This window comes from Amygdalobacter nucleatus, assembly GCF_029167365.1.
Lineage (GTDB): Bacteria > Bacillota > Clostridia > Saccharofermentanales > Fastidiosipilaceae > Amygdalobacter > Amygdalobacter nucleatus.
On the sequence record NZ_JARFNM010000001.1, the window covers coordinates 342,064 to 368,140 of the forward strand.

20 protein-coding genes and 1 pseudogene are annotated in these 26,077 nt (G+C 40.0%); 17 read left to right on the forward strand and 4 right to left on the reverse strand.

Annotated features, from left to right (window positions below; all coding sequences use genetic code 11):
• Nucleotides 1–21: 21 nt before the first annotated feature.
• From murG to PYS62_RS01610, 10 genes and pseudogenes are all read left to right on the forward strand, one after another.
• Nucleotides 22–1,182 carry an undecaprenyldiphospho-muramoylpentapeptide beta-N-acetylglucosaminyltransferase gene (gene murG / locus PYS62_RS01565; RefSeq protein WP_066714886.1) on the forward strand — a complete coding sequence of 387 codons (1,161 nt, stop codon included), beginning with the start codon at nt 22–24 and terminating at the stop codon, nt 1,180–1,182.
• A gap of 104 nt (nt 1,183–1,286) precedes the next feature.
• Nucleotides 1,287–3,599: a cell division protein FtsQ/DivIB gene (locus PYS62_RS01570; protein WP_066714884.1), complete on the forward strand. Its 2,313-nt coding sequence runs from the start codon at nt 1,287–1,289 to the stop codon at nt 3,597–3,599.
• 621 nt (nt 3,600–4,220) lie between these two features.
• Nucleotides 4,221–5,297, forward strand: a pseudogene (gene ftsZ / locus PYS62_RS01575) (cell division protein FtsZ); the annotation flags it as partial.
• 340 nt (nt 5,298–5,637) lie between these two features.
• Entirely contained in the window at nt 5,638–6,111 is a 474-nt protein-coding gene (gene nrdR / locus PYS62_RS01580; protein WP_066714883.1) for a transcriptional regulator NrdR, read from the forward strand.
• 21 nt (nt 6,112–6,132) lie between these two features.
• A complete protein-coding gene (locus PYS62_RS01585; protein WP_066714927.1) occupies nt 6,133–6,843 on the forward strand; it encodes a response regulator transcription factor in 711 nt (236 codons plus the stop codon).
• A 24-nt stretch (nt 6,844–6,867) separates the two neighbouring features.
• On the forward strand, nt 6,868–8,436 hold the full coding sequence (locus tag PYS62_RS01590; RefSeq protein WP_066714882.1) for a HAMP domain-containing sensor histidine kinase: 1,569 nt from the start codon (nt 6,868–6,870) through the stop codon (nt 8,434–8,436).
• 280 nt (nt 8,437–8,716) lie between these two features.
• Nucleotides 8,717–9,736, forward strand: coding sequence for an SPFH domain-containing protein (locus tag PYS62_RS01595; RefSeq protein ID WP_066714881.1), 1,020 nt, complete (start codon nt 8,717–8,719; stop codon nt 9,734–9,736).
• Nucleotides 9,737–9,738: 2 nt separating this feature from the next.
• Nucleotides 9,739–9,939 carry a PTS ascorbate transporter subunit IIC gene (locus PYS62_RS01600; protein WP_066714880.1) on the forward strand — a complete coding sequence of 67 codons (201 nt, stop codon included), beginning with the start codon at nt 9,739–9,741 and terminating at the stop codon, nt 9,937–9,939.
• Nucleotides 9,940–10,223: 284 nt separating this feature from the next.
• The gene (locus PYS62_RS01605) at nt 10,224–10,376 is read left to right on the forward strand and encodes an AAA family ATPase (RefSeq protein WP_315574123.1); all 153 of its coding nucleotides are present in this window, start codon (nt 10,224–10,226) and stop codon (nt 10,374–10,376) included.
• Nucleotides 10,316–11,452 (forward strand): ATP-binding protein, encoded by a 1,137-nt coding sequence (locus PYS62_RS01610; RefSeq protein WP_315574124.1) that lies wholly within the window; start codon nt 10,316–10,318, stop codon nt 11,450–11,452. Before PYS62_RS01605 ends, PYS62_RS01610 begins: the two co-directional genes overlap by 61 nt.
• Before the next feature lie 73 nt (nt 11,453–11,525).
• Here the strand turns inward: PYS62_RS01610 and PYS62_RS01615 are convergent, their stop codons facing one another.
• Together PYS62_RS01615 and PYS62_RS01620 are read right to left on the reverse strand one after the other, a co-directional pair.
• Nucleotides 11,526–13,253, reverse strand: coding sequence for an ABC transporter ATP-binding protein (locus PYS62_RS01615; protein ID WP_066714879.1), 1,728 nt, complete (start codon nt 13,251–13,253; stop codon nt 11,526–11,528).
• The gene (locus tag PYS62_RS01620) at nt 13,237–14,994 is read right to left on the reverse strand and encodes an ABC transporter ATP-binding protein (RefSeq protein ID WP_066714878.1); all 1,758 of its coding nucleotides are present in this window, start codon (nt 14,992–14,994) and stop codon (nt 13,237–13,239) included. The genes PYS62_RS01615 and PYS62_RS01620 overlap by 17 nt, the downstream gene beginning before the upstream one ends.
• Nucleotides 14,995–15,160: 166 nt before the next feature.
• Between PYS62_RS01620 and PYS62_RS01625 the strand changes: the two genes are divergently transcribed.
• Entirely contained in the window at nt 15,161–16,111 is a 951-nt protein-coding gene (locus tag PYS62_RS01625; RefSeq protein WP_066714876.1) for a helix-turn-helix transcriptional regulator, read from the forward strand.
• Between the two features lie 98 nt (nt 16,112–16,209).
• On the opposite strand, the gene PYS62_RS01630 is transcribed toward PYS62_RS01625, so the two are convergent.
• Nucleotides 16,210–17,298 carry a PTS transporter subunit IIC gene (locus tag PYS62_RS01630; RefSeq protein ID WP_066714875.1) on the reverse strand — a complete coding sequence of 363 codons (1,089 nt, stop codon included), beginning with the start codon at nt 17,296–17,298 and terminating at the stop codon, nt 16,210–16,212.
• 580 nt (nt 17,299–17,878) lie between these two features.
• Here PYS62_RS01630 and PYS62_RS01635 point away from each other — a divergent pair.
• The gene (locus PYS62_RS01635) at nt 17,879–18,658 is read left to right on the forward strand and encodes a hypothetical protein (protein ID WP_066714874.1); all 780 of its coding nucleotides are present in this window, start codon (nt 17,879–17,881) and stop codon (nt 18,656–18,658) included.
• Nucleotides 18,659–18,799: 141 nt separating this feature from the next.
• Here PYS62_RS01635 and PYS62_RS01640 read toward each other — a convergent pair whose 3' ends face one another.
• Nucleotides 18,800–19,309, reverse strand: a complete 510-nt coding sequence (locus PYS62_RS01640) for a transcription repressor NadR (protein WP_066714873.1) — start codon at nt 19,307–19,309, stop codon at nt 18,800–18,802.
• Between the two features lie 196 nt (nt 19,310–19,505).
• Between PYS62_RS01640 and rpmF the strand changes: the two genes are divergently transcribed.
• The 5 genes from rpmF (at nt 19,506) to PYS62_RS01665 (ending at nt 26,039) form a co-directional block, all read left to right on the forward strand.
• Complete coding sequence (gene rpmF, locus PYS62_RS01645; RefSeq protein WP_066714872.1) at nt 19,506–19,691, forward strand: 50S ribosomal protein L32; 186 nt, start codon at nt 19,506–19,508, stop codon at nt 19,689–19,691.
• Nucleotides 19,692–19,869: 178 nt separating this feature from the next.
• The gene (der, locus tag PYS62_RS01650; protein WP_066714870.1) at nt 19,870–21,195 is read left to right on the forward strand and encodes a ribosome biogenesis GTPase Der; all 1,326 of its coding nucleotides are present in this window, start codon (nt 19,870–19,872) and stop codon (nt 21,193–21,195) included.
• A gap of 165 nt (nt 21,196–21,360) precedes the next feature.
• The gene (gene typA / locus PYS62_RS01655; protein WP_066714867.1) at nt 21,361–23,199 is read left to right on the forward strand and encodes a translational GTPase TypA; all 1,839 of its coding nucleotides are present in this window, start codon (nt 21,361–21,363) and stop codon (nt 23,197–23,199) included.
• A gap of 51 nt (nt 23,200–23,250) precedes the next feature.
• Nucleotides 23,251–24,564: an endolytic transglycosylase MltG gene (mltG, locus tag PYS62_RS01660; RefSeq protein WP_066714866.1), complete on the forward strand. Its 1,314-nt coding sequence runs from the start codon at nt 23,251–23,253 to the stop codon at nt 24,562–24,564.
• 23 nt (nt 24,565–24,587) lie between these two features.
• A complete protein-coding gene (locus PYS62_RS01665; RefSeq protein WP_066714864.1) occupies nt 24,588–26,039 on the forward strand; it encodes a peptidase U32 family protein in 1,452 nt (483 codons plus the stop codon).
• The last annotated feature ends 38 nt before the right edge of the window (nt 26,040–26,077 follow it).

Genomic DNA, 26,077 nt, shown 5'->3' on the forward strand with positions numbered 1-26,077 from the left:
TTGAGAAACTAGGAGTTATTTATGCGTAAAAATTATCAGCATGCAATTGAGCAAATAAAACAAGAGTTAGATTTGACAAAACCTTTATTGATTTTCACTTGTGGTGGTACAAGTGGCCACATCAATCCAGCTTTGAGTGTAGCTAGCTATATTAGAGAAACTGCACCCAATTATGAGATTTTGTTCGTCGGTACAGAGCGCGGTTTAGAATCCAAATTAGTGAGACAGGCCAATTATCCGTTCTTTGCAATCGAGGCTTTGCCTTTTCATAAACAGATTAAAGCTTTGCTTAAAGCTAGTTTGACGCTCATTGAGAGTCAGCTTGTTGCCCGCAAATTGTTGCAGGCATTGAAGCCGGTTGCTGTCTTTGGTACAGGTGGATATGTATCTGCGCCCCTAATTAGTGCGGCCAAGTTTCTTAAAATCCCAGCTGTCTTGCATGAACAAAATGCTTTCCCGGGTAAGAGCAACTTATTCTTGGCCAAGCATATCGATTTACTTTGCTACAGTTTTCCAGACACTGAAAAGTATTTTAAAAAGGCCAAACGTTGCCTCTTAACTGGTAATCCTGTACCTGAACGCTTCTTTAAGCAGGACAAAAAAGCTGACCGTAAGGAGCTCAATATCGAAGCTGATGCTAAATGCGTGCTGGTTGTAGGAGGTAGCTTGGGTGCCAAGCGACTAAATGATGCTGTGTTTGCCTTGGCTAAGCGTTACAAGACAGAAGGGAAGCGTCTACCTTGGCATATTATTTTGGCTTTGGGTGCTAAAGGCTGGGCCAATTACCAACAAGAAGTCAAAGAATATGGTGATATGCTAGATTGCCGTGACTATATTTATGAGATGGAAAAATATTATGCTGCAGCTGACTGTGTGATTTGCAGAGCGGGTGCTTTAACTTTGGCGGAAATAGCGGCTGTTGGCAAAATGGCTGTCTTCGTACCATATCCTTATGCGGCCCATGATCATCAAACTTACAATGCGATGGCTTATGTGAAAGCTAAGGCGGCTTATATTTGCAAGGACCAAGATGTAACAAGCGAATATTTAGACAAAACCTTGCAAGAACTACTTAATGAACCAGCTAAGTTAGAGGCTATGAGTGCTGAAGCTAAAAAATTGGCTTATCCGAACGCAAATGCCGAAATTGCTAAAGCCTTGCTAGAGTTGGCGCGTAAATAAGAATTTAGATAGTGGATTAAAGTTAGATAGTATTTAGAAAAAGTGTTATATTTAACAAATACCCTTTAAAAGTTGGCTGAGTCAAAAGGCAAAAGTGATAGATCATGAAAAAGAGGAATGCTAAGCAAGCTAAATTTGCCCTGCGCAAGTTGTCAGACGCTGAAAGTAAGCGCCTAGCAGCTACAGTTTCGCCTGCCCATTTAGCATCTGTGCCAAAACAAAGCCCAACTTTAAGCCCGCTTGTTAAAGATATTATTGCAAATCAAGTAGACAATAATCAGACTAGCGCTGACCACACAGACTCAAATTCAGCAGCCGAAAATCAGACAAGTGCTAATCAGGCAAGTTCCAAGCGAGTAGATACCAGCCAGATGGGCGTAAATTCGACATTCGAAAAGCAAATAGATGCAAGCTTACCATCTGCAAATCAGGCAGATGCTAATCAAGTAGATGCTAGTCAAACAGGCACAAATAAGACCGTAGCTGAATTTGCAGCTAAATTCATTAATACTGACGAGAGCGAAAGCGTTGAGAACTTAGAAACAGAACCGTCAACTGTGAATTTGGCTGAAAAAGCAGCTGAAGCTTATATTAGTGAGCTGGTTAAGCATGTGGATACGTCAAAAACTGAGCCTCATATCAAACGGGTTGATCTACCTAAAGCTAACGAATTAGTTAAACGGGTGAATGAACCGACAGCTAGTGATTTAGTAAAACGAGTGGATGAACCATTAACTGACAAGTCGATTAAATTGCCAAATGAATCATCAGCTACAACAGATAAAGCGGCAGATTCTTTAAACGATACTGTGCGCAAAGTTAAGCAGGATCAGCCAGATTATGCGATTAGAATTGCTAATTTGCGTCAGGCTTTAACACATAAGGCCAAATTAAAAGATGCCAAATTGCAAGCTAAACAGGCCAAGGAACAAGCTGCGAATACTGGTGAAAGTAGCTTGGTTAAAGCTTTGCAGGAACAGCCAAATCCAGAATTTGTTCAAGAGTTAGCTAATTTTCAGGTACCTAGTGATCCTAAAGCGCGCTATCAATTAGTTGAAAAATTGCAGCTGCTTGCGCCAACTTATCCTTGCCGCAAATTTAAGCTGAAGCAGACAGAAGAACAAGCAAAAGGTCAAACTAAATTGACTGCTATGGAAGCTAAAGCTGGCTTAGATACAAGCAGACAGCTTATTGCGCGTGCCTTGCAACATAGGCGTTTGCTGTTGAATAAAGCCTATCGTAAGATCACGGATGAAAGCATTTATGCTGCTTATGTGGCTAAGCTCAAAGATGGCCAACTAAAACAGCAACAGCCAACTGAAAAAGCTAAACTAGCTGCAAATTGTCGTAGAGAAGCTAGAATCCAGTCAGCTAACTTACGCAAATATGCACGTGTTAAAGCTTTATTTAAGCGGCGCTTTAAATTCAAAAAAGCCAGGCAAAAAGCTAATCGCTTAGGTAAGACCTGGCAAAACTTTAGCAAGTTTTTGCATAGCTTTAAGATAAGTGCAGCCATAATTTGCCTATTGTTAGGACTAGCCTTATCACTAATTGCCTTGCTACCGCAATTTTATTTACAAGAAGTAGAAATTATGGGCAATGAGCATTTAAGTGAACAAGAACTTGTCGATTTCCTCAAAGTTAAGAAAGGACAACATCTTATCACTTTGCTGAAAGGAGACCTTTGGCAAGTTTTGCAGGGCAGAAATGTCAATATGGAGCGCCGTTTAGAGGAGAACTATCCGATAATTTCACAAGTACGTTGCTGGGTCAAAGTGCCAGGCAAACTCTTGATAAAAGTTAAAGAGAGTACGCCCATTGCTTATTTGCAAGTGCCAGGTGGCTATGCCAATATCGATGCTGATGGCAGAATATTAGCGATAAATATGGGTGAGGCAGCTTCAGGGGTACCACTTATAAAGGGCCTTGATACTGGTAAGCTCCATATCAACCAACTATTTACGCAAATTAAGCAACGTAGTTTTGCTAATGCGATTGCTTTTATGGATAACTTGATGCGTTCAGATGCAGATAGTGCTGACAAACTCAATTTGATTTCGGCTCTAAAATCAATTCATCTGATGCCAGATGCTTCACTTTGGCTGGAATTTAGTTTTAATTTAAAAGACAACGAAAATAGTGATAGCTTGCTAGTACATGTGGGCAGCGATATTGCAGATTATGCTAACTCAATTTATTGGCTAAGAAATACCAAGCAAGTTGGAGCCTTGGACAAACTCGGTAACGGTTACCTTGACTTAACCCATGAGCAAAAAGTGTTTGTTAAGTCAGCTGATAATGTCGCTAATAATGCTGGTAATCAAAATGGCAAATTGAAAGCTGAGCCTTGGGATAATGCAGCATGGACATGGAAAGATATTGTTGTTAAGACGTTCCAAAAGAAAGTGGGCGACTAAGTTAATTGGGCAAGCAAAGGCAAGTTTTGTGGACTTACTTTGCTGACTGCTTAGAAAAATTTTAATCACCTAAAAGCCAAACACTCGATGATAATGTGTCCAAACACTCGATTAGAAACAGTCCAAATACTCGATTTATAAGATCCTAGGTACTAAATTGCGTATATTATAGTTGGGGATGCAGTATGAAAAAAATATTACAAAAGAGTTTCTGATCAAGTTTTACTAGAGCATCTATAGTCTAAAGGGGCAGTGCTTATTGAAGGGGCAAAATGGTGTGAAAAAACAACCTCTGCAAAACACTTTTGTAAAAGCCTTATAGAGATGGAGCGGCCTGATTTGACTGAACAATATCAGAGGATAGCTAGAATTAATCCGTCATATCTACTTGAAGGAGAGGTACCACGCCATAAGGCAAGCAAATGTAATTAAATTGTAATATAATATAAGAGGCTGATTACAGTACGTCAATTGGTACCAGTAGTTTGCCGACAGCTATATGACAGCTTGTTTACAATTATTACATAGTGTATTATTTATAAATAGTTTATAAATTAGCACTGTTAGTAGATAACAGGCAGCCTATAATTTAACTAACTTTTGTGTGATTTGAGGTAGTAAATGAACATTGCAATGGAAAAATCGAACTACGCTTCGATTAAAGTGGTTGGTGTTGGCGGCGGTGGCTGTAACGCTTTGACACGTATGTTGATTGAGCCAGCAGAAGGTGTTGAATATATTGCGATCAATACTGACGCGCAAGCTTTAGATGTGACAGAAGCAAATGAGAAGATCGTAATTGGGGATAAAGTGACGCGTGGCCTAGGTGCTGGAGCTGATCCACAAATTGGTGCCAAAGCTGCTGATGAATCCCGTGAGGAAATTGCAGACAAAATAGAAGGCGCCGATATGCTGTTTATCACAGCTGGTATGGGCGGTGGCACTGGTACAGGTGCAGCACCTGTAATTGCTCAGATTGCACATGATATGGGCATTTTGACAGTTGGTGTTGTGACAAGACCATTCCGCTTCGAAGGCGCTAAGCGCATGATGAATGCTGAGGCAGGTATACGCGAACTTGAACAGTATGTTGATGCTTTGATTGTCGTGCCAAATGATAAATTACTTGAAATTAGCCAGGAAGATACAACTTTAGTTGACGCTTTTAAGATGGCTGATGAAGTCTTAGAGTTTGGTGTCCTAGGCATTTCAGATTTGGTAACTGTCAATGGCTTAATCAACTTGGATATGGCCGATGTTAAACGTATCATGACCAATGTTGGTATTTGTCACTTAGGTATTGGTAAGGCTGAGGGCGAGAATCGTGTCGATGAAGCTATCAACTTTGCTATGAACAGCCCATTGCTCGAAACATCTATCGATGGTGCTCGTAAGATCTTGATCAACTTCACAGGTTCAGACATGAAGCTCAAAGAGATCAACAAGGCAGCTTCCTTGGTACGTGATGCAGCTTCACCAGAGGCAGAGATCATCATGGGTGCTGTCAACGATGAATCTATGGGTGACCAAATCGCTGTTACTTTGATTGCGACAGGCTTTACTGATGAGAATCGTAATCGCAACAAGGATACAAACGGTCGCGACCTTTCTTTTGCTAAGAGTCAGACTAGCCCAAAGGCACAACCAGTTGCTAAGGTTGCACCAGCTATGCCAGATTTCTTGAATAATTCAATGAGCCAACGTGAGAGCCAGCCAACAACATCTCGTTTTGCACAGGGTAAGATGGCTAGCTTGAACAATAGCTTTGCAAATCCACAGACAAGTGCTTTTGCAAGCAACCGTAATGCATATGTAGCTCCTAAGCAGCCTAATATGCAGAAGCCAAGTTTTATGAATGGTAATGCTTCATCAACACCTAAGGCAAAAACTGAGAAGAGTACAAAGATTTTGCCTTGGTTCTATTCTGAGGATGAGGATGTCAACGAATAATTGTGTTGTTGGCAGTTAGAATATGACGCATAAGGTGCTGATTGCTTTGATGGTCAGCACTTTTTGTTAAAAGGAAAGGGTAGCTTAGATGCGTTGTCCAGTTTGCAAAGAAGATAGTGACCGGGTTATTGATTCTAGACCGATGGATGATGGCGCTATTATTCGGCGCCGGCGTGAATGCAATAATTGTAAGCGTCGCTTTACAACTTATGAAAAATTAGAATATCTACCATTGATTGTGGTCAAAAAAGATGGTACGCGTGAGGCGTTTGACCGTGATAAATTGATGAATAGTGTGTTAAAGTCCTGTAGCAAACGCCCGATAAGTGCAGAAGATATTAGTCAAATGGTGGATAATATAGAGGGAAGTTTGCATAACTTGTTGAAACGGGAAATCCCTAGTCGCACGATTGGTGAACTGGTGATGGATCATTTGAAGGATATGGATGAAGTTGCTTATGTTCGTTTTGCCTCAGTGTATCGTCAATTTACCGATTTGGAAGGCTTTCAACAGATTTTAGGCAGCCTTTACCAAAATAAAAAACACGATAATGAAAATTAAATGGAGGAAAAGATGAGTGATTTGAATTTGTCGAAAAAAGCACTAATTATTGATGATGACGCCAATATTTGCGAACTTTTAAGACTTTATTTCATGAAAGACGGTTTCACAGTTAAGACGGTGAATAATGGTTTGGAGGCCTATACAGCCTTTACTGAATATGGCCCAGATATTGTCATCCTCGACTTAATGTTACCTGGCAAAGATGGTTACGATATTTGCCGCGAAATTAGAAAGACAAGTTCTACGCCAATTATTATGTTGACAGCTAGAAGTGAAACATTAGATAAAGTTGTTGGCTTGGAGCTCGGTGCTGATGATTACATTTCTAAGCCATTTGATGCCCAGGAGTTTATGGCTCGCGTGAAGGCTGTTTTGCGCCGCAGCAATGCCAAGATGGAGGGACCAAAGACTCAGACAGAAGATAGAGTTTCTTATCCTAATTTCACTGTAGACAAGCTCAGCTATACAGCTGTCGTCAATGGGGTTGAATTGGATATGCCACCTAAGGAGTTGGAACTATTGTTCTTCTTAGCAACTCATCCAAATCGCGTATTTACACGTGAACAATTGTTGGGTCAAGTTTGGGGCTATGATTTCTATGGTGAATCAAGAACGGTTGATGTGCATATCAAACGTATTCGCGAACGTATTGATGCAACTGGTGGCTCTGATGTCTGGCAGATCAAGACAGTTTGGGGCGTTGGCTACAAATTTGAAGTAAACCAATAATTAAGAAAAAGGTAAGCTTTAGAGATGGCAATCTTTCCATGGCGTAAGACGCCTAAGCAGGAAGCAGATAGCACATATCACTTCTTTAATTTGTACACTAAGACAGGTCTTTTGATGTGCCTGACTTTTCTAGTGGGCTTTATATTGCTTACTCTAAGCTATTACAATATATTAGCTACATCAATTAACCGCGGCCGCCTGCTCGAAATGCAGAAGGCGGCTGTGAGTTTTGAAGACTTATTTCGTGATGAGAAGGTTGTGAAAATCAGCGATTTGTATCGCATTCAAGACAAAATCAACGACCGCTTGCAGATTATTGCTTCCACCACGAATAACAGTTATGTTTGGTTATTAGATTCAGAAGGCGAAATTCGTTTCAAGTCAGGTATGCCTGAGAGCTTGAAAGAGGTGTTTAGTCGTTCTTTGAATAGCCGCAATTATATAGTGCCTAGTGGATATAGCGGAGTTGAATTATCGCGTCAAGGTGCAGCCTATGATAATGCCTATCGTGGCCTATTTGCCAAAGAAGGCGGTAAGTGGCTGAGTGTCGTTAAACCAATTTATAATGTTTATGGTTCAACTTTGGGAATTATCCAGATTCATCAGCATGTTGATATTTGGTCTGATTTAACGCTTTATTTGATTAATGGCTGGCTAATGACCTTGATTATCGCTATTCTTGTTGCACTTTTAGTTATTTATGCTTTCATTCGCCAGCTGTCTCGGCCAATTCGGGCCCTATCTAGCGCAGCAAGATCAGTGGCTTTGGGCGATTTTACCACAAGAGTTAATTTACCCGAGTATGCTTGTCAGGACCAAGATGAGGGCATTGCCAAAGATGATTTAGCTAACTTAGTTTGCACGTTCAACCAGATGATTGAACAGTTGGAGCAGAATAATGCCCAGCAGCGTGACTTCGTTGCTTCCATATCGCACGACTTGAAGACGCCTTTGACTTCCATCAATGGCTTTGTCACAGGCATGTTGGATGATGTTATTCCACCTGAACAGACGAAGCATTATTTGGAGATTGTTAAGAGTGAATGTTCACGCATGGTTAAACTGGTCAGCGAATTTAACACGGTTTTACAGTTTGAAAATAATCAGGTCAAATACAACTTTGCTGAGTTTGATATTAACGGCTTAATTAAAGAAGTTATTATTTCGCAGGAAATGCAGATCAATGCTAAGAACTTGACGATTCAGACTGATTTAGCTACCAAAGAAGGTAGTGGTATTAAAGTTGTGGGCGATCGTGAGCAGTTGCAACGTGTCTTACAGAATTTGTTGAACAATGCCGTTAAATTTACGCCCAAGGACGGGATCATAAGTATTAGCACTTACTTGCCTAAGGGCCAGAAACGCTTTGTGCAAGTACAGGTAGATGATAGCGGTACAGGTATTCCGCCGCATGAACAGAATCTCGTCTTTGATCGCTTTTATAAAGCTGATCGCTCCAGAACCGGCCGCAGCGGTTCAGGCTTAGGCTTGTTTATTTGTAAGACGATTTTGTCCGCCCATGGCCAAACTATTTCGGCTCATACCAGCAATATGGGTGGCGCTAGCTTTCGCTTTACATTGCCTTTGGCTTAGTAAACTAGGCCTAGTAATTAATTTCGCTGTGTGATTTCTTGGTACGATTTTTTAATTATTGCTTAGAGTATTAACTAAAGTGATAGCGCTTAGAGCACTTACTTTATAGTGAGTCCTATTTTCTGGGAGTAAAGGCTGTTTTACAAAAGTTCTATAGCTATACACTATTTCTAGGCCATTTTAGAAGGTGTAGTACGCGTTTACATGGTTGACATTCTAGCAGCATGTGATATTATTTTGATATCAAAGGAAGTTGTTATACGCAAGCCAAGGAGGTTGTATGGAAGAAAAAATATTGCATGCCCGTAAAAATGGTTTAAGCATGCTTTTGCTGTTTTTAGTTATGTTATTTGGGGCAGTTGGCCTGATTGTTTATAGTGGTTATAGTATATCTGTCAATCGTATGCTGGGCTACTTAGGAATAGTAGTTGCTGCGGTATTACTTATTACGGCAATAATTTTGATGTGTGGCCTCAAAATTGTTAAACCAGAAGAGGCTTACGTTTTGACTTTGTTTGGTGATTACATTGGCACATTGAAAGAAGAGGGTTATTATTGGTTGAATCCTTTTTGTTCAGCAGTTAATCCTGCTGCTAATACCCAATTAAGCCAGAGCGGCGATATTGCAAAAACTGTGCAGATAGTAGATGGTAAGCCAGTACCTGCATCAGGCGAAACTGTTCAGTCTAAAGCTATTTCCTTGAAGCTTATGACACTCAATAATGCTCGCCAGAAGATTAACGATTGCCTGGGTAACCCTGTAGAAATTGGCATTGCTGTCATTTGGCGTGTCACAGATACAGCTAAGGCGGTGTTCAATGTCGATAACTACAAAGAGTATCTTTCATTACAGTGTGATAGTGCTTTGCGTAACGTTGTTAGAATTTATCCATATGATGTAGCAGAAGGTGTCGATACAACAGGTGATGGTAATGCTGATGACGGTAGCTTGCGTGGCTCGTCAGATATAGTAGCAGAGCGTATCAAGCAGGAAATTCAAGCTAAGGTGCAAGATGCTGGTTTGACAATTGAGGAAGCTCGCATCACCTATTTAGCATATGCACCAGAGATTGCAGCTGTTATGCTGCAACGCCAACAGGCAAGTGCAATTGTTGCAGCTCGTAAATTAATAGTGGAAGGAGCCGTTGGTATGGTTGACATGGCTTTGCAAGAGCTTAGTCAAAAAGAACTTGTGCAGTTAGATGATGAAAGAAAAGCAGCTATGGTTTCTAATCTGTTAGTTGTTTTGTGTGGCAATCATGATGCTCAACCTGTTGTAAATAGCGGCAGTTTGTATTAGTTATGGCAGAGCTTAAGAAACAAATTCCACTACGTTTGAACGTTAAGCTCTATGATTCAATAGCAGCGTGGGCAGAAGATGATTTTCGCTCGGTCAATGGCCAGATAGAGTATCTGTTAAGTGAGTGTGTTCGTCAACGCAAGAAAAATGGCCGTTATGTGTCAGATGAGTTGGACAAGCCGCTTGATATTGATATTAAGTAGCAAGAAAAGTAGTTAGCTAAAATGATATGTACCCAGAAATCTGGACAAATATCTAATTAGACTGAACATATGGATGTCAATCTGTACTTTACAGGTGGCATCCATTTTGTTTTACACTGGATTCTTCCATTAGCGAATGTATTTTCCTAAATATTTGTTCACATTTAGATTTACATGTAGCAAAGATTTTAGTAAGTGCTTGTGATTTTTTCCTTAATGATGATATACATAACTTGAAGGTTAGGTAAAAACTGACAAAAGCTTCAAGCAACTGGAGGGCTGAAATGCAGAATATTGTTAAGCGTGACGAATATCTCAAGCAGCTTATTGCCAAAAAAGGAAACGGACTGATTAAGGTTATTACAGGAATTAGACGTTGCGGCAAAAGCTTTCTTTTGTTCAATCTCTTTTATTCAATCTCTTTTATGATTATCTAATTTCTACCGGTGTAAAAGCAGATCAGATCATAACAATTGCCTTGGATGATGATATCTTTGTGCAGTATCGTGATCAAGATAAATTGTCGAAGTATGTGCGCGAAAAAATTACAAATTCTAATATGTACTATATTCTCAGGCTTTATAACGTGCTTAATGGCCTTATGCATCTGCGCAATGTTGATATTTATGTAACGGGGAGTAATTCCAAAATGCTCACAAAAGATGTACCGACTGCTTTTCGTGGCCGAGGTGATGAGATAAAGGTTTATCCCCCTTTTTTTAAGGAGTATTACGATTTTGTCAGTGGCGATAAATCAGATACTTATGAGGAATACGCTTTGTACGGTGGTATGCCACTAGTTCTAACGAAAAATAGTGATAGGGAGAAGTTGAACTACTTACAAATGCTTTTCACTGAAGTTTATTTCAAAGATATCGTGGAACGTTATGACATTGAATTACTAGATGTACTCAGTGAATTAACGGATGAGATTTGTTCTGCTGTTGCTTCACTTACTAATGCCAGTAAAATAGCCAATACTTTGCAAACGCTTAAAAATATTAAGATTTCAAGTACAACAGTTTCTAATTATCTGACCTATTTGATGGAATCTTTCTTGTTCAGCAATGCTAAACGCTACGATGTTAAAGGCAAGAAGTATTTTTCTTATCCGTCAAAATATTATTGTACCGATATTGGGCTTCGCAACGCCAGACTTAATTTAAGGCAACAAGAGGAAACACACATAAGGGAGAATATTATTTACAATGAACTTTTGATTCGTGGATATTCGGTTGATGTTGGGGTTGTGGATGTTGTTGAGACGAACGGAAGAAAAATAGCAAAAAAACAGTGTGAGATAGACTTTGTTGTAAACAATGGATCAAAAAAATACTATATTCAATCTGCTTTGAATGCTTCAGAGCCAGCAAAACTTGAAAGTGAACTCAGACCATTAAGAAATACCAAGGACTTTTTCAAGAAGATAATTATAAGCAAAACAAGTATGAAAGCCTGGACAGATGAAGAAGGTATATTGCATCTAGGGCTTTATGAGTTTTTGTTGAATTAAAAAATCGCTTGAACTGTAAGCACAAAAAGGGCAGACAGTAGCTGCCCCTTTCTTGACTTAACTAGAAAGTCAACTAGTAGCTGAAGTCAGCTATTAGGCGGCTTTTAGCTTGCAGATTTTGATATACAGGTGAGCTGTTTAACAAGCTTACATGTGTACCTATAGCTTCGACCTTGCCATTAGCTAGAACAATAATTTTGTCGGCATTTTCGATTGCCTTGAGCCGGTGCGAGATAACAATAACTGTTTTGTTCTGTACTAATTTTGACAGAGCAGCTTGGATTTTAGCCTCATTGTCAATATCCAAATTAGCTGCAATTTCGTCGAGAATGAGAATTGGTGCATCTTTTAGAAAAGCCCTAGCGATAGACAAACGTTGCCGTTCACCACCTGATAGTTCAACACCATTTTCACCAATCTTAGTTTGCCAACCATTGGGCAAGTTGTCTACGAAATCTATATTTGCTAATTTAGCCGCCCTTAGAACTTCAGCGTCACTTGCATCCGGTCTTCCGATGCGAATGTTTTCCATGATGCTAGTATCGAAGAGCACGACATTTTGAAAGACGATGGAAAGATAACGATAAAGACAGCTTGGTGCAATCTTAGTTAATTCAATACCACCTACAGTAATTGTACCGACTTGATAGTCATAGAAGCGAGAAATTAACCTTAAAAGTGTAGTTTTTCCACAGCCAGAAGCACCAACTAAGGCAGTAACTTCCCCTTGCTTGGCTGTTAGGCTTAAATTTTGCAAGACTTGTTCATGACTTAAATTATTATCGTAAGCAAAACTAACATTTTGACAGACAATATCGAAAGAAGAGAGCTTTTGTTCTTCGCCACTTGCTGTTGCTTGTTGCATAATTTCCATGATGCGCTTGTTCATGGAGTTTAAGTAGTACATCTCCATGAAGAACATATTGGCAATATTGATGATCTCTTTGAATTTAATGCAAGCTAAAGTATAGCCTAGGAAATAGATGAGATTGATTTCACCATTTCTCATTAAGATAAGGCCCGTCAGCATCGTGACAGCTAGAGTTAATTCAGAGCAAATATTGGCAAAGAGCATGATAAAAGCTGAAGAAAATTCTGATTTGATATGAATTTTTTCACTTTCTGACATTTGCTTATCTAGCTTTTCTTTGACAGATTGGAAAAGATTGAAATTGTTAATTTCTTTAGCTAACTCTATACATTCTTGGAAGCTTTCTGAATTATCTCTTAATTGCAGATAATATCTATGGAATGTGGCAGTTGCGAATTTACGTGCAATAAAGACGAAAGCTAAACTGATTAACGAGGGACAAATCACGGCTAATGCCATTTTGTAATTGCCGATGAGCATAAGTATAAATAATAGTGGGGTAAATATGAACAAAGCTAATAATTTAGGCATAGCATGTGACATGGCATGCTCAATTTGGGTAACGTCATTAATGATAGTTTGTGCTAGGTCAGATAGATTATGCTTGCCAAAATACGATAGCGGTAAGGTAGAAAGCTTTTCAGCAATTTTAATTCGTAAATTCGCCGCTTCCTTGTATGTTGCGTTGTAAGTGCTTTCATATTCAATTGTTAAAGCTGTGCCTAACAACAACAGACAAATTACAGCAAAAATAATGTAAAAAGCATTACTATGCATTTGATTAAATAGTAGCTGATTCAAAAGTAGTAACAATAAGCCAGCTGGTAGCATATTAAAGCAAAAAGTCACAAAGCTGTAACAGACAGCCTTAATTAAGTCACTGGCGCCCTTTTCGGTAATAGCAAAATATTTTCTAAGCAAGTTTTTCATCGTTGACCCTCCAATTATTAGCTTGTTCGAACAAAGCCCAAATGTGCTGATAGTCAGTAGAATTAGCTAACAAATCTTCGTGTTTGCCCCGTGCTTGGATTTGACCTTTTGCTAACACGATAATTTCATCAGACTGTTTGATAGCAGATAAACGGTGTGCAATCATAATTACTGTCTTATGACGCATGAGATTTTGAAAAGCCCTTTGTAATTCGTACTCATTATCTGCATCTAAAGCTGCTTGTGCTTCATCCAGAATTACAATCGGAGCTTTCTGTAAGATGGCACGGGCAATGACAATTCGTTGCTTTTCACCTACAGATAGATGGACACCTTGACTACCAATAACTGTATTTACACCGTCTTTGAACTTAGCAATAATAGGCTGACAGCAAGCTGCATCTAGAGCTTGAAAAACTTCCTCCTTGCTAGCGTTAGGCTTAGCCAAGGCGACGTTTTCATAGATTGATTTTTTGAACAATTTAGCATCTTGAAAAACAAAGGCGATAGCCTTATGTAAGGCTGCTTGGCTATAGTTACTTAGCAATTTACCACCTATACGAATTTCACCACTCTTAATTTCGTAATAACCAGCAATTAACTTAGCAAGCGTTGATTTGCCTGAACCAGAAGCTCCCACCAAGGCATAGAATTTGTTTTCCAAAAAAGTGCAATTGATATTTTTAAGAATTTCTTGACCTGTTTTATAACTGAAACAGACATCTTTCAATTCAATTTGGTAATTGTGAAATTCTGTATTTGTACCAGCAGCGACCTTAGAACTTTCCATTTCTTTGTACAGCTTTTCCAAAGTGTCTATAGCGTAATTAGCCTTAAAAGTGTACATGCTGATGAACATAATGCTCATATGAGCAGTTAGCATTAAAGCAGTCAAAAGAAAAGTCATAATCAATTCTATAGCTAGAGTTTTTAGGTCGTTGAAAGCTGATAAAGAGAAAATCAGCGGAATTGTGATGAATGGTACAAAACCATAGAATAAAAGTTGATAAAGTACATAGGGCTTCTTACAAACTTGTGAATATTTATAGGCTGTTTGGGCATACGTGTAAATCAAATTACATAGTTTGTGCATCGATTGAACTGAAATACCAAAGACTTTGACAACTTCGATACCGCGTACATATTCTACTGTTTCAGCTGACAAATTATCAATAGCAGTCTGGTAAAGAGTCATAAAGTCATTGCCTTCCATCATACTAGCTAGAACAATAGCAGTTGCTAAAGTCAAAATAGAAATTGTTAGACCAACTCGCCAACTGATACTAAATGACAAAACAAGTAATAAGATGGGCATAAAAACAGCACGTGTATTATCCGGGATAAGATGGGCCACCATCATGTGTGTCTCAGCTGCATTATCGTCAATGACTTTGCGAACGTAGCCAGAATTGTGTGTATCAAAAAAGCTAAAACTAGCTTTACTTAACGTGTTAATACCAATTTTCCTTAACCTAGTTTCTAAGCGAAAACCTAACTTGTGTGACATGAGTAAGCCAAAGAAATATAAGCAGGCCGCTATGATTAAAAGAGTACAAGCAATTAAGGCGAAAAAGATTGGATCAGCTGAAAATTCTGGCTTTAATAAGCAGACTAATAGCTGATAGAGCATATAATAGCCGCTTATCGTGGCTATGGCTGACAGAATTGTCAAGAATGCCGCAATGTAAGCCTGATAAAGCTCAGGCCTAACATAGGCGAACAGTTTTTTATATGTATTCATACATTTACTCCTTGTATAACATAATTAGAAGCATAAAGCATAGCATATGGCACTTTTAACTGCTAACAATTCTTTTTATTTTGGACTAAAGCATTCATTTTAAGCGAATATATGTCTAATCGTGATATTATGGTTTCATGTACTAATTAGCGAGAGGAATGTACTTATGGTCTATGCTGATATGTTGAAGCATTATTTCTCTAATTGTCAGCCCTGCTTGAATGAATATAGTCCATTAGGACAGGCATTTTTTGGCGAGAATGAAGAATATAGAGGTGAGTTTTGGGTTTATGAAACAGATGAGTTTATCTTGGATATTCAAGACGTTTATATTAAACAAAATTATTACATTGAGTCAGAACTTGCTAGTCATGATAAATTTTTAGCTTCTAACTATATTATTAAAGGGCGGGGAGCGTTTTTAGCACCATATGAGGAAATTGGCGATAATAGTGTGTTTGTCATTGATACAGCTGAGAAGCTTAAGCCTTGTGTCTTTTATGCTAACAGTCGCTATTTATCTGTCGGGCTGAAATTTACCCAAGAAATGGTAAATAAGCTCTTACAAAAAGAACATGAACTACAAGAGATTAATCTAGGGCAAGCTTTTACACTGACGGGAGATAAAGTTACTTTAGAATTATATAAATTAAGTCAGGAAATAATGGCTTGCCGTTTGGATGGCTTAGCAGCCCGCCTCTTTTTTCAAGCTAAGGCTAACGAATGGCTATGTTGTATCATTTCTGCTTTTGCAAATTTAGCTAAGCCACCTATTTCTAGTGATGAAAAACTAACAGCATCTATGGTCGCAAGCTATATTGAACACAACAATAACTCGGAGATACACCAAGAATTTCTATGCAAAATAGCTGCCTGTTCACCAACCAAGCTAAAGACTTTATTCAAGCGAGTATATCATATGTCTATTAGTGAGTATATTCAGCGACAAAGGATGCAGGCAGCCCAACATTTGCTACTCAATACGAATATGAGCATTAAGCAGATTGCTTTAGCTGTCGGCTATAAGTCACCAAGCCGCTTTTCCACGCTGTTCAAGCGGTATAAGCATATTTATGCCAAGGATTTGCGTAGCCAAACATATGTTAAAAAAGATTAGCTGTCGATTAGTTTTTACTTAGACTTAAATTAGAATACTAACTTAAAAAATAAAGGCGGCATCCCACCTTTATTTTCGTGTTATTTGCAAATTACACGCTATAATTTCAAATCTTCTGGCTTAAATAGCTTTAATTTGAAACAAATTTGGCCAATTAGCCAAGTGAGTACAGCTGGCAAAATCAGGCAGATCATCACCAGAGCTAGCCAGTCAAAACTACTGATACCTGCTTTAGTTCCCGCACTGATAGCTTTTAGCCAACCTTGAATTACGCCAATTGGGCCGCACAAGCCGCAAGTTCCCATGCCTGAGTTAATGGCAGCGCCATTCATCTCAAGCTTGAATATGCAAGTAGCAATTGGGCCAGTGATGGCAGAAGCTAAGGTAGCTGGCAACCAGATAACAGGCTTTTTGACGATGTTCGGCATCTGCAGCATGGAAGTGCCAAGACCTTGCGCAATAAAACCTCCAAAGTGATTGACAGAATAAGAGAGGATAGCAAAGCCAATCATTTGGGCTGAGCAACCTGCCAAAGCCGCCCCGCCAGCTAAGCCAGTCAGACCCAAAGCGGCGCAGATAGCAGCTGAGGAAATAGGCAAAGTCAAGGCAATACCAACAAAGACAGAAACCAAAATGCCCATGATAAATGGTTGCTGCAAGGTTGCCCACATGATCATCTCACCTAAACCCATAGCAGTTTTGCCTAAGAAAGGGGCGATAAGCTCTGATAATAAGCTACCTACGACGATTGTGACAAATGGGGTAACTAAAATATCTATTTTAGTTTCGCCAGCAATCGCTTTACCAATTTCAGCGGTAATAATAGAAACAAACAATACAGCAATTGGTCCGCCAGCTCCACCCAAGGCATTCGAAGCAAAGCCGACAGCTGTTAAGGAAAAGAGGACGAGTGGTGGGCATTTAAGGGCATAGCCAATGGCAATTGCCATCGCAGGACCACTCATGGCCATGGCAAGACCGCCAACTGTGTAAGGCTGTTTAGCAATAACTGCAACTGTTTGTTTGAGCCAAGCTAAATTACTGAGATTGGCAACAGTGTTTATGATTGTGCCGATTAAGAGAGAACAAAATAAACCTTGCGCCATGGCACCCATTGCTTCGATGCCGTAACGTTGCATGGAAAATTCGATGTTCTTACGTTTAAGAAAGTTTTGAAAAGCCGTCATTTCTGCTCCTTAGTCTGGACTTGTACAGCACAACTTTAAGCTGGTGCGCTAACAAGTGTAGTGTTCAGTGCAATGTGTATGTGATTGTGTGTTTACATATGTCATGACACCTAAATTAAGACGCATTATATTCCCCTAAAATCTAGCTGTCAATTTACTTATAGATAAAAGAGTTGAGAATGGAGCAGACATTCTCAGCTTGAAAAAGGCAGATTTTCTGGTGGGACTCGTAGCTTCAGTGAGAGACAATGCACAGCTTACAGAATTTCATTTCCCAAACTCGAAAAAATTTTGATTTTGGGAAATAGAGCATTTATCATGTACCTAAATAGATTGCGGAGGAGCAAATGGAAATACCTGAGAGAAAACAATATCTTAATCGACTTTTAGATCTGAAAGATAGTTCTATACGAAAATTTTATTAGCCAATACTAAACATACTAAAACTTTGCAGGAAGGAATACCAGTTATAGATATTGCGCATTGGCTTCTAGGAAAAGCAGATTAACTGTAATCTAGCTTACAATGCTGATATAAAGCTCTGTTGAAATGCGTAATTGATAACAAGGGGTAGTATTTTATGGCGTTTATTAGAAATTTAAGCATCAGGCAATTAGCTACTTTGGCTGTGACATTTAGCTTGTTTATCACGATGTGTACTGGCTGCTCTAAGCGTGTAACTAAAGCAACGCAAGCGACTAAAACAATTGAAAGCTCTAAAAAGCCAATTTTGACAATGGCTAAATCAGATAATGCAAGAACAAGTTCTACTGAAAATTCAAGTGAAGAAAGCACTTCCATTAAAGCCACTCAGACGTTATCTAACAATGCCAAAGCAGCAGCCTTATACAAACAAGTTTTAGATTCAGCTAAGACATGCAAGTTTGGTACGCATAGGGATAGCGAAGAGGCACCTGGTACCAAAATTACATTTTTGTATGCACTTGTCAATATGAGCGACCGGGATACACCTGACTTGATTCTGGTTAGAGATAACCATTATTTACAAGCCTTAAAGTTCTTTACTGTCAATGCCGATTATACAGATACTGTTTGTTCGGAGAAAATTATCGAACTTGGCGTAGCAGCTGCTGGCGGTTGTAGAAGTGGATTATTGCAAGCTGAAAAAGGTAATTGCTTGTATCATGATTGGTGGCTATCTGGTAGTGGGCAAGGAGAGACTATTAAGTTGACGATGCATCCGACGGAGTCAGATCCTTTGAAACAAGAAAAAGTGTGGTCAGGGATTATTAATCAAGCACCTAAATTAGAGGGAACAGCCATTGAATTTTTGGATATAACCGATACAAAAGCACTTTCTGATTTGGCTAACCAAGAAGATGGACACTACAAGCAATAACCCAAAAATAGCTTATAATAGCGTATTATCCTTAAGCCAAGGGAACTTAAGCTAGTTAGAATTATTTAAGTGCATTTGAGTTCGCGTTTTAGCGTTCGTATATCAACGTTGATGCGCGTGGATTTGGGTGATGGCTAAAGTCTACTCCCACAAAATTTGCTTAGCTCTTAACTCTTTGACACAACGCTCATAAGCTGCTTGATCTGGGAAATTAACCGTGTGCAAATGAATACCATCAGTTAGAAGTGAAAGCGGAGCAGCTTGCATATTTTTACAATTTTTAATGAAGCAATCCACCTCATAACGATTACTCAAATTTAGATTGCCAACCAATTGGCCATAGAGCGGATGCTCCACGATTACGTTTAAGACAGTTGCGCCATTATCGACAAAAGTGTAAAGCTCATCAGCAAATTTGCTGAAATCATGGCGACAAGCAATGAGCCTACTGAAACCGTTTGACTCGTTATGCAGAACATAACCTCTTGGGGTTGCATCGATAGCACAACCACTAGCACGGAGAAGTGCAATATCCCCCACGATTACTTGGCGACTTACATGAAAGCGCTTTGCCAAATTGGAAGCACTGATTGCACTTTGAGCTTGCTCTAGTAATAATTTTATTTCCTCACGTCTTTGTTCAGCTTGCATGGCCCTGCCCTCTCATAACTTGTTAATTATTCTAAAAATCTGCGCAAGGTCTGTCAAATTGTGCTAAAATAAACGATGACTGTTTAACCTGAGTGGGGAAAACTTCTAAAAATCGAAAAATCGCTTGACAGGTCGAAGTATAAGCGCTAAGCTTATTTAGCTTGTCTTGTTAATAGACATATGGAGGTGTTGGAAAATGGCAGTACCTAAGAGAAGATGGTCAAAAGAACGTTCACGCCGTTCACGTTCAAATTGGAAGCTAGTTGCTCCAGCTTTAGTTGAGTGCACAAGCTGTCATGAACTACGCCAAGCTCATAGACCTTGCAAGGCCTGTGGTGTATACAGAGGCCGACAAGTTATTGATGTAGCTAAGGCTGAGTAAGTTCATTAGTACATGTAAAGCTAGTCAAGATTATTATTTGCGATGCACCTTTTTATGGGCGCTTATTTGCTATATGGCTAGAAGCTTAAGTTAAAGAACAGCGAAGCAGTTTCGCTGTTTTTTTGTTAATTACAGTTTACTTAAAATAGTTTACTTAAACTTTTTCTTGGGAGAGAAAATGAGTCAAGTTATTGCAGTGGTCGGGCGGCCGAATGTCGGTAAGAGCTCGTTATTTAATTATTTAACTGGCAAGAAGATGGCAATTGTCAATGACCAGCCTGGTGTCACTCGTGACAGGCTCTATGCCAAATTTACCTGGCTGAATAGAGAACTAGCGCTGATCGATACAGGCGGTATTGAGCCTTATAGTGAAGATGTTATTCTGAGCCAAATGCGTAAGCAAGCAGAGTTAGCCATTGAAACGGCTGATTTGATCATGTTCATGGTCGATGCTAGAAGCGGTTTGCAGGCAGCTGATCAGGACATAGCTGAATTTTTGCATAGAAGTGGCAAACCCGTAGTTATCGTTGTCAACAAATGCGATAACCCTGGCCAGGTACCGCTTGAAGTTTATGATTTTTATCAATTAGGTTTTGAACAAGTTTTTCCAATTTCAGCTGCACATGGCTTAGGTGTTGGCGATCTGTTGGATGCTGTCTGTGCTGATTTGCCAGAGAACGATTTGAATGATGATTCAGAGCAGGCTATAAAAGTGGCAATTATCGGTAAGCCTAATGTCGGCAAAAGCTCACTTCTGAATCGCTTGTGCGGTGAGGAGAGAGCCATTGTTTCCAGTGTTGCTGGTACGACTAGAGATGCACTTGAGACGATGGTCACACATGGAGATCAAGACTATCTGTTCATAGACACAGCTGGTATGCGCCGAAAGAGTAAGGTTGACGATTTGATTGAGCGTTATTCAATTGTTAGAGCGATTGCTAGTATCGAGAAAGCTGATGTTTGCTTAATTATGGTCGATGCTGTGCAAGGCGCTGGCGAACAGGATACTAAGATAGCGGGCTTAGCTTTAGAAGCAGGCAAAGCTTGTGCCTTCCTTGTGAATAAGTGGGATTTGGCGAAAGAGAATCAGCTGAATCAGAATGAGTTCAGCAAGCAATTACAGACGAAGTTCAGCTTTATGCCTTGGGCGCCAATTATTTATATTTCAGCGCAAACAGGTTTCCATATTGATAGCGTCTTTGCCACAATTACCGATTTATATCAAGCTGCTAGCTTGCGCGTAAGTACAGGTATTTTGAATGAGGTTATCGGTGAAGCTCAGGCTTTGATGCAGGCGCCATCTTACAAAGGCCGTCATCTCAAAATTCAGTATGCTACGCAAGTTGCCATTCAACCACCTCAGTTTGTGCTGTTTGTGAATGACGTTAATCTCTTACATTTCAGCTATGAGCGTTATTTGGAGAATCATTTGCGGAAGAACTTCAATTTCCAAGGCACACCGATTCGTTTCATGCTGCGTGAACGCAAGCGAAAGGACCAATAATCGGGCCTTTTTAGCGTAAATGCTAGTTGCATTTAACAAATTATTTATTGTCCTGCCATAGAGCTGATGATAGACTAAATTGTTAGTCCTTGCTATTTAGGGGACTCGCGCTTTTTTAGAAGAATGTAATAAATTTTAGATAGAGGATAGATAGAAGAACATTATATGAGTGAATCACAAGCTAATTTACGTAATATCGCTATTATTGCTCATGTTGACCACGGTAAAACGACTTTGGTTGACGCTATGTTGAAGCAATCAGGCAGTTTCCGTGATAACGAGACTGTCAGCAATTGTGTGATGGATTCCAACGACTTGGAACGTGAACGTGGTATTACAATTCTAGCTAAGAATACAGCCATTCAATATGACAAAACACGTATAAATATTGTTGATACGCCAGGCCACGCTGATTTCAGTGGTGAGGTTGAGCGTATCATGCAGATGGTCGATGCTGTTATCTTGATCGTTGATGCTTTCGATGGCCCAATGCCTCAGACACGTTTCGTTTTGTCCAAGGCTCTGAATATGGGATTGCCAGCTTTGGTTGTTATCAATAAGTGCGACCGCCCAGGCGCTGAGCCGGCTCGTGCTTTGGATGAAGTTTATGAGTTGTTCATGAACTTGGAAGCTAGCGATGAACAGTTGGATTTCCCAGTTATTTATGCATCCGGTCGTGACGGCGTGGCTGCTTTAACACCAGAGGAGATCAAAGACGGTACAGCCAAGAATATTTTGCCGTTGTTGGACGCAATTGTTGAAAAGTTGCCATCTCCAAAGGGCGATCCGAATGCCCCAGCCCGTCTTTTAGTTTCTAACGTCGAGGCCAATGCTTATCTTGGCCGTTTGGCAATTGGTAAGATTGACCAAGGTACTTTGAAGACAGGTCAAGAGATTATCGTTGGGCGTTTTGGCGAAAGTACAGTTAGAAAAGCACGTATCAACAAATTGATGCGTTACATGGCTTTGAAAGAAGTAGAAATAGAACAAGCTGAAACTGGCGAGATTGTCTGCTTGGCTGGTATTGAGAATATCAATATCGGTGATACGATTTGTGAAAATGAAAATGTTGAATTGTTGCCATTCGTTGCAATCGAAGAGCCAACAATTGCCATGAATTTCATGGTCAACGACAGCCCGTTTGCTGGCCAAGATGGTAAGTATTTGATGAGCCGTCACTTATCCGCTCGCTTGGAGAAAGAGATGGAACGTAACGTGGCTATGCGTTTGGAATACACTGATTCACCAGATCGCTTCATAGTTAAGGGACGTGGGGAGTTGTCCTTGTCAATTCTGATTGAGACAATGCGCCGTGAAGGTTACGAGTTCCAAGTTGGTAAGCCAGAAGTTATTCTCAAGCATACAGATGAGGGTGTTTTGGAGCCAATGGAAGACTTGTTCATCGATGTGCCGGACGATTATGTGGGCGCTGTTATTCAAAAGTTGGGTGAGCGTAAAGGTGAGCTCAAGGACATGCATCCAATTCAAAACGGCTATACACGCATGACTTTCCATATTTCATCCCGTGCTTTAATTGGTTATCGTTCTGAGTTCATGACTGATACACGTGGTAATGGTGTTATGAACACGTTAATTAGTGGCTATGAGCCATGGAAGGGCGAAATTGAAACACGTAAACATGGTGTGATTGTTGCCTGGGAGACTGGTGAAGCTGTTACCTATGGCCTTTACAATGCGCAAGAACGTGGCGTTCTGTTCATCGATGCTGGTGTTCAGGTTTATGAAGGTGAAATTGTGGGTAAGACACCAAAGCCAGAAGATGTTGTAGTCAATGTCTGCAAGAAAAAACACGTTACAAATATGCGTGCTGCTGGTTCAGATGATGCTTTGAGATTGACAGGTCGTATGGATTTAAGCTTGGAGCAATGCCTTGAACTTATCAATGATGATGAATTGGTTGAAGTTACACCGTTAAATATTCGTTTGCGTAAAAAGATTTTGAGCACTGACTTAAGAGCTAAACAACGCGCGAAAACAAAGTAATTTAGTGACTGCTAACTTTAGCTAGCCTGGCTATAAGAGAAAGGAAGCAAAATGCTCTCTAGAAAAATAAGAACAACTTTTAGTGGTTTATTTATTGTTTGTCTTTTGTTGATAGCTGTGGTATTTGGCTTGATGTTTGGTTATAGAGTCGTGCTTAAGCAAAAGACACGCTATGACTATATGGAGCAGATTGCCAAGCAACAGGATTTCATTCAAGATCAGGTTGATACGCAATTTGCTAAAGAGTTAGCAGACAAGAAACGTGAAGCAAAGGGCGAGCATAAGCTGAGTGAGGCTGAGCTGGCTAAGTTGGAAGAGAACAAGCTTAAAGCTTATAAAGAGAAGCTTAAGGCCTGGAAAAAAGAGAAGAAAATTCCTCTATCTTATGCTGTGCCTATCAAAGGTGAAGAAGGCTTGAAGCCTGTTTTCATCGACTTTGGTGATGCAAGTAAGCAGATAGCGGCTAAGTTGGAGAGTCAGGGCTTAATTAAGTCCAAGACGGTTTTTCAGGTTCTGTCTAAGTTGAACGGTTTCGATGGTAACTACCAATACGGCACACACTATCTAAGACCAAATATGGGCTATGATGAGCTGATGTTTACATTGACTTTGAAGCCTGATCGGGTCTTAGTTGTTATCCCAGAAGGCAGTACCTATATTGATATTAAGAATATTTTGCGTAAATCAGGTATTTCATTCAATGAGGCCAAGATGGACAAACTGATGAATTCACCAGAAAAGTTTGAACATTTTGATTTCTTGGATGGCATTAAGCGTACTCCAGGCCGCAATTTCTTGTTAGATGGCTATCTGTTCCCAGATTCATACTATTTCGATTGCAATGCGAGCGAGATTAGTATCTTGAGTACGCTACTTAACAATACACATTACAAGCTGTTAGATCAGTATTATGAACGGGCTAACACTTTGAACATGACGATGGATCAGGTGATAATTTTAGCTAGTATCATTCAAAAAGAGTCGTCTGTTTCGCAAGAGATGTACAAAGTTAGCCGTGTTTTTAGCAATCGTTTGGCTAAGGGTATTGCTTTAGAGTCGTGTGCTACGATTAACTATCTGAGACAGCAAGAGAGATTGGAGCCTGTGTTCTTGGTCAAAGATAATGATTTGAATCGTGAGTCAGCCTACAATACTTACAAAAATCCAGGCTTAACCCCAGGCCCTATCTGTAATCCTGGCGCTGAGGCAATTTCAGCAGCTTTGTATCCAGACACTTCAGCTGAAAGTCGAAATTATCTCTATTTCTGTGCAGCTGGTAAGACAGGTCGCAACGTGTTTGCCAATACTTTGCAGGAACATCAGGCTAATATTGAGAAATACTTGGAACCACTAAACGGTAATTAAGCTAAGTAGGAGAGGATTTAAGCATGCAAAAAAAGCGTGGTGCTTGGCGTGGACCAATTGAGTTATTAGCTCCAGCTGGCAATATGGAAAAGTTGAAAGCGGCTGTTCTCTATGGCACTGATGCTGTTTACATGGCTGGTCAGGCGTTTGGCTTGCGTGCTTTTAGCAAAAATTTCACCACCGATGAGATGTTTCAGGCTAGACAATATTGCACAGAGCATGGCGTTAAAATGTATATCACATGCAATATCATGGCCCATCCTTCACATATGGCGGAATTGGATTCGTATATTAATTTCCTAAAAGAACTCAAGCCAGATGGCGTGATAATTTCAGATCCTGGTGTCTTGCTACGTTTCAATGAATTAGCGCCAGAATTAGAGAAACATATTTCTACTCAAGCATCTACAACTAATGCCCAAGGCTGCTTATTTTGGTGGGCCAATGGCGCAAAGCGCATTGTTTTGGCACGCGAATTGTCTTTGGAAGATATTCAGAGTATTGCTGAATCTATTCCAGCTGATATGACGCTTGAGGCCTTTGTTCACGGGGCAATGTGTATGGCTTATTCTGGTCGTTGCTTGCTTTCTAATATGTTGACTGGCCGTGGGGCTAATCAAGGGGAGTGTGCGCAAATTTGCCGTTGGGAATATAAATTAATTGAGCAGAAGCGTTTGCAAAAGACTTTACATAACGGCGAAAAGCCAGAGGAAAATTATCAGTTCTCATTAGAAGAAGATCAGCACGGGACGTATTTTCTGTCCAGCAAAGATTTGTGCATGATTGAGCATATCCCAGAGATGGTGGAAGCTGGTATCACTAGCTTTAAGATTGAGGGTCGCATGAAAGGTGCTTACTATGTGGCTATGACTATTCGTGCTTATCGTAAGGCTTTGGATAGCTATCTAGCTGATCCTGAACATTATGTGTTTGAGCCTGAATGCTTGAATGAGCTTAAGCAGATGACGCATCGTGAGTATGGGACAGGTTTTTACTTCAAAGCTCCACAAGAACAAGCGCAGGTGGCGAAAGATGAGAGCTACCAGAAAGAAGCGACAATAGCCGGCATTGTTATGCGTGATTTAGAGGCAAGTGAATTTGCAAGTCCTGAAGCTGGCCTAATGCCTTTGGAGGAGTTTGTAGTAAAGACAGCTAGCTTAGGCAAAAGGAAGCAGCGTGAGCTTAAGAAGTTAGAATTGTTAGATGATGCCACGCATGAGCTTGAGGAAGAGGGAGTTTTGCCAGTTGGTCGCTATGCCTTATTGGAGGAGCGTAATTTCGTTGACATTGGTGAGGTGTTGGAGTTTGTGTTGCCAAGAGGTCCGATTTTGACATACCAAGTTGAAGCTCTCTATGATTCTAATGGTCGTAAACAAGCTAGAATCCGCCATGCTAAAGAAATGTTTTATCTTGCAATTCCTGCCAATTGGCCCAAATTACCAGCCGGCACGTTTGTTAGGAAGAAAGATGGTTAACTATTTTTGATATAGGTGTCTGGCTACCGTTAAAGGTG

Excerpts from the sequence above, each read along its gene's own strand:
- PYS62_RS01630 (WP_066714875.1), bottom strand. The coding sequence starts at position 17,298 with ATGACGGCTTTTCAAAACTTTCTTAAACGTAAGAACATCGAATTTTCC.
- murG (WP_066714886.1), top strand. The coding sequence starts at position 22 with ATGCGTAAAAATTATCAGCATGCAATTGAGCAAATAAAACAAGAGTTA.
- PYS62_RS01640 (WP_066714873.1), bottom strand. The coding sequence starts at position 19,309 with ATGCAAGCTGAACAAAGACGTGAGGAAATAAAATTATTACTAGAGCAA.
- PYS62_RS01665 (WP_066714864.1), top strand. The coding sequence starts at position 24,588 with ATGCAAAAAAAGCGTGGTGCTTGGCGTGGACCAATTGAGTTATTAGCT.
- mltG (WP_066714866.1), top strand. The coding sequence starts at position 23,251 with ATGCTCTCTAGAAAAATAAGAACAACTTTTAGTGGTTTATTTATTGTT.
- PYS62_RS01605 (WP_315574123.1), top strand. The coding sequence starts at position 10,224 with ATGCAGAATATTGTTAAGCGTGACGAATATCTCAAGCAGCTTATTGCC.
- der (WP_066714870.1), top strand. The coding sequence starts at position 19,870 with ATGAGTCAAGTTATTGCAGTGGTCGGGCGGCCGAATGTCGGTAAGAGC.
- PYS62_RS01600 (WP_066714880.1), top strand. The coding sequence starts at position 9,739 with ATGGCAGAGCTTAAGAAACAAATTCCACTACGTTTGAACGTTAAGCTC.
- PYS62_RS01625 (WP_066714876.1), top strand. The coding sequence starts at position 15,161 with ATGGTCTATGCTGATATGTTGAAGCATTATTTCTCTAATTGTCAGCCC.
- PYS62_RS01595 (WP_066714881.1), top strand. The coding sequence starts at position 8,717 with ATGGAAGAAAAAATATTGCATGCCCGTAAAAATGGTTTAAGCATGCTT.
- PYS62_RS01570 (WP_066714884.1), top strand. The coding sequence starts at position 1,287 with ATGAAAAAGAGGAATGCTAAGCAAGCTAAATTTGCCCTGCGCAAGTTG.
- nrdR (WP_066714883.1), top strand. The coding sequence starts at position 5,638 with ATGCGTTGTCCAGTTTGCAAAGAAGATAGTGACCGGGTTATTGATTCT.
- PYS62_RS01620 (WP_066714878.1), bottom strand. The coding sequence starts at position 14,994 with ATGAATACATATAAAAAACTGTTCGCCTATGTTAGGCCTGAGCTTTAT.
- PYS62_RS01590 (WP_066714882.1), top strand. The coding sequence starts at position 6,868 with ATGGCAATCTTTCCATGGCGTAAGACGCCTAAGCAGGAAGCAGATAGC.
- rpmF (WP_066714872.1), top strand. The coding sequence starts at position 19,506 with ATGGCAGTACCTAAGAGAAGATGGTCAAAAGAACGTTCACGCCGTTCA.
- PYS62_RS01615 (WP_066714879.1), bottom strand. The coding sequence starts at position 13,253 with ATGAAAAACTTGCTTAGAAAATATTTTGCTATTACCGAAAAGGGCGCC.
- PYS62_RS01635 (WP_066714874.1), top strand. The coding sequence starts at position 17,879 with ATGGCGTTTATTAGAAATTTAAGCATCAGGCAATTAGCTACTTTGGCT.
- typA (WP_066714867.1), top strand. The coding sequence starts at position 21,361 with ATGAGTGAATCACAAGCTAATTTACGTAATATCGCTATTATTGCTCAT.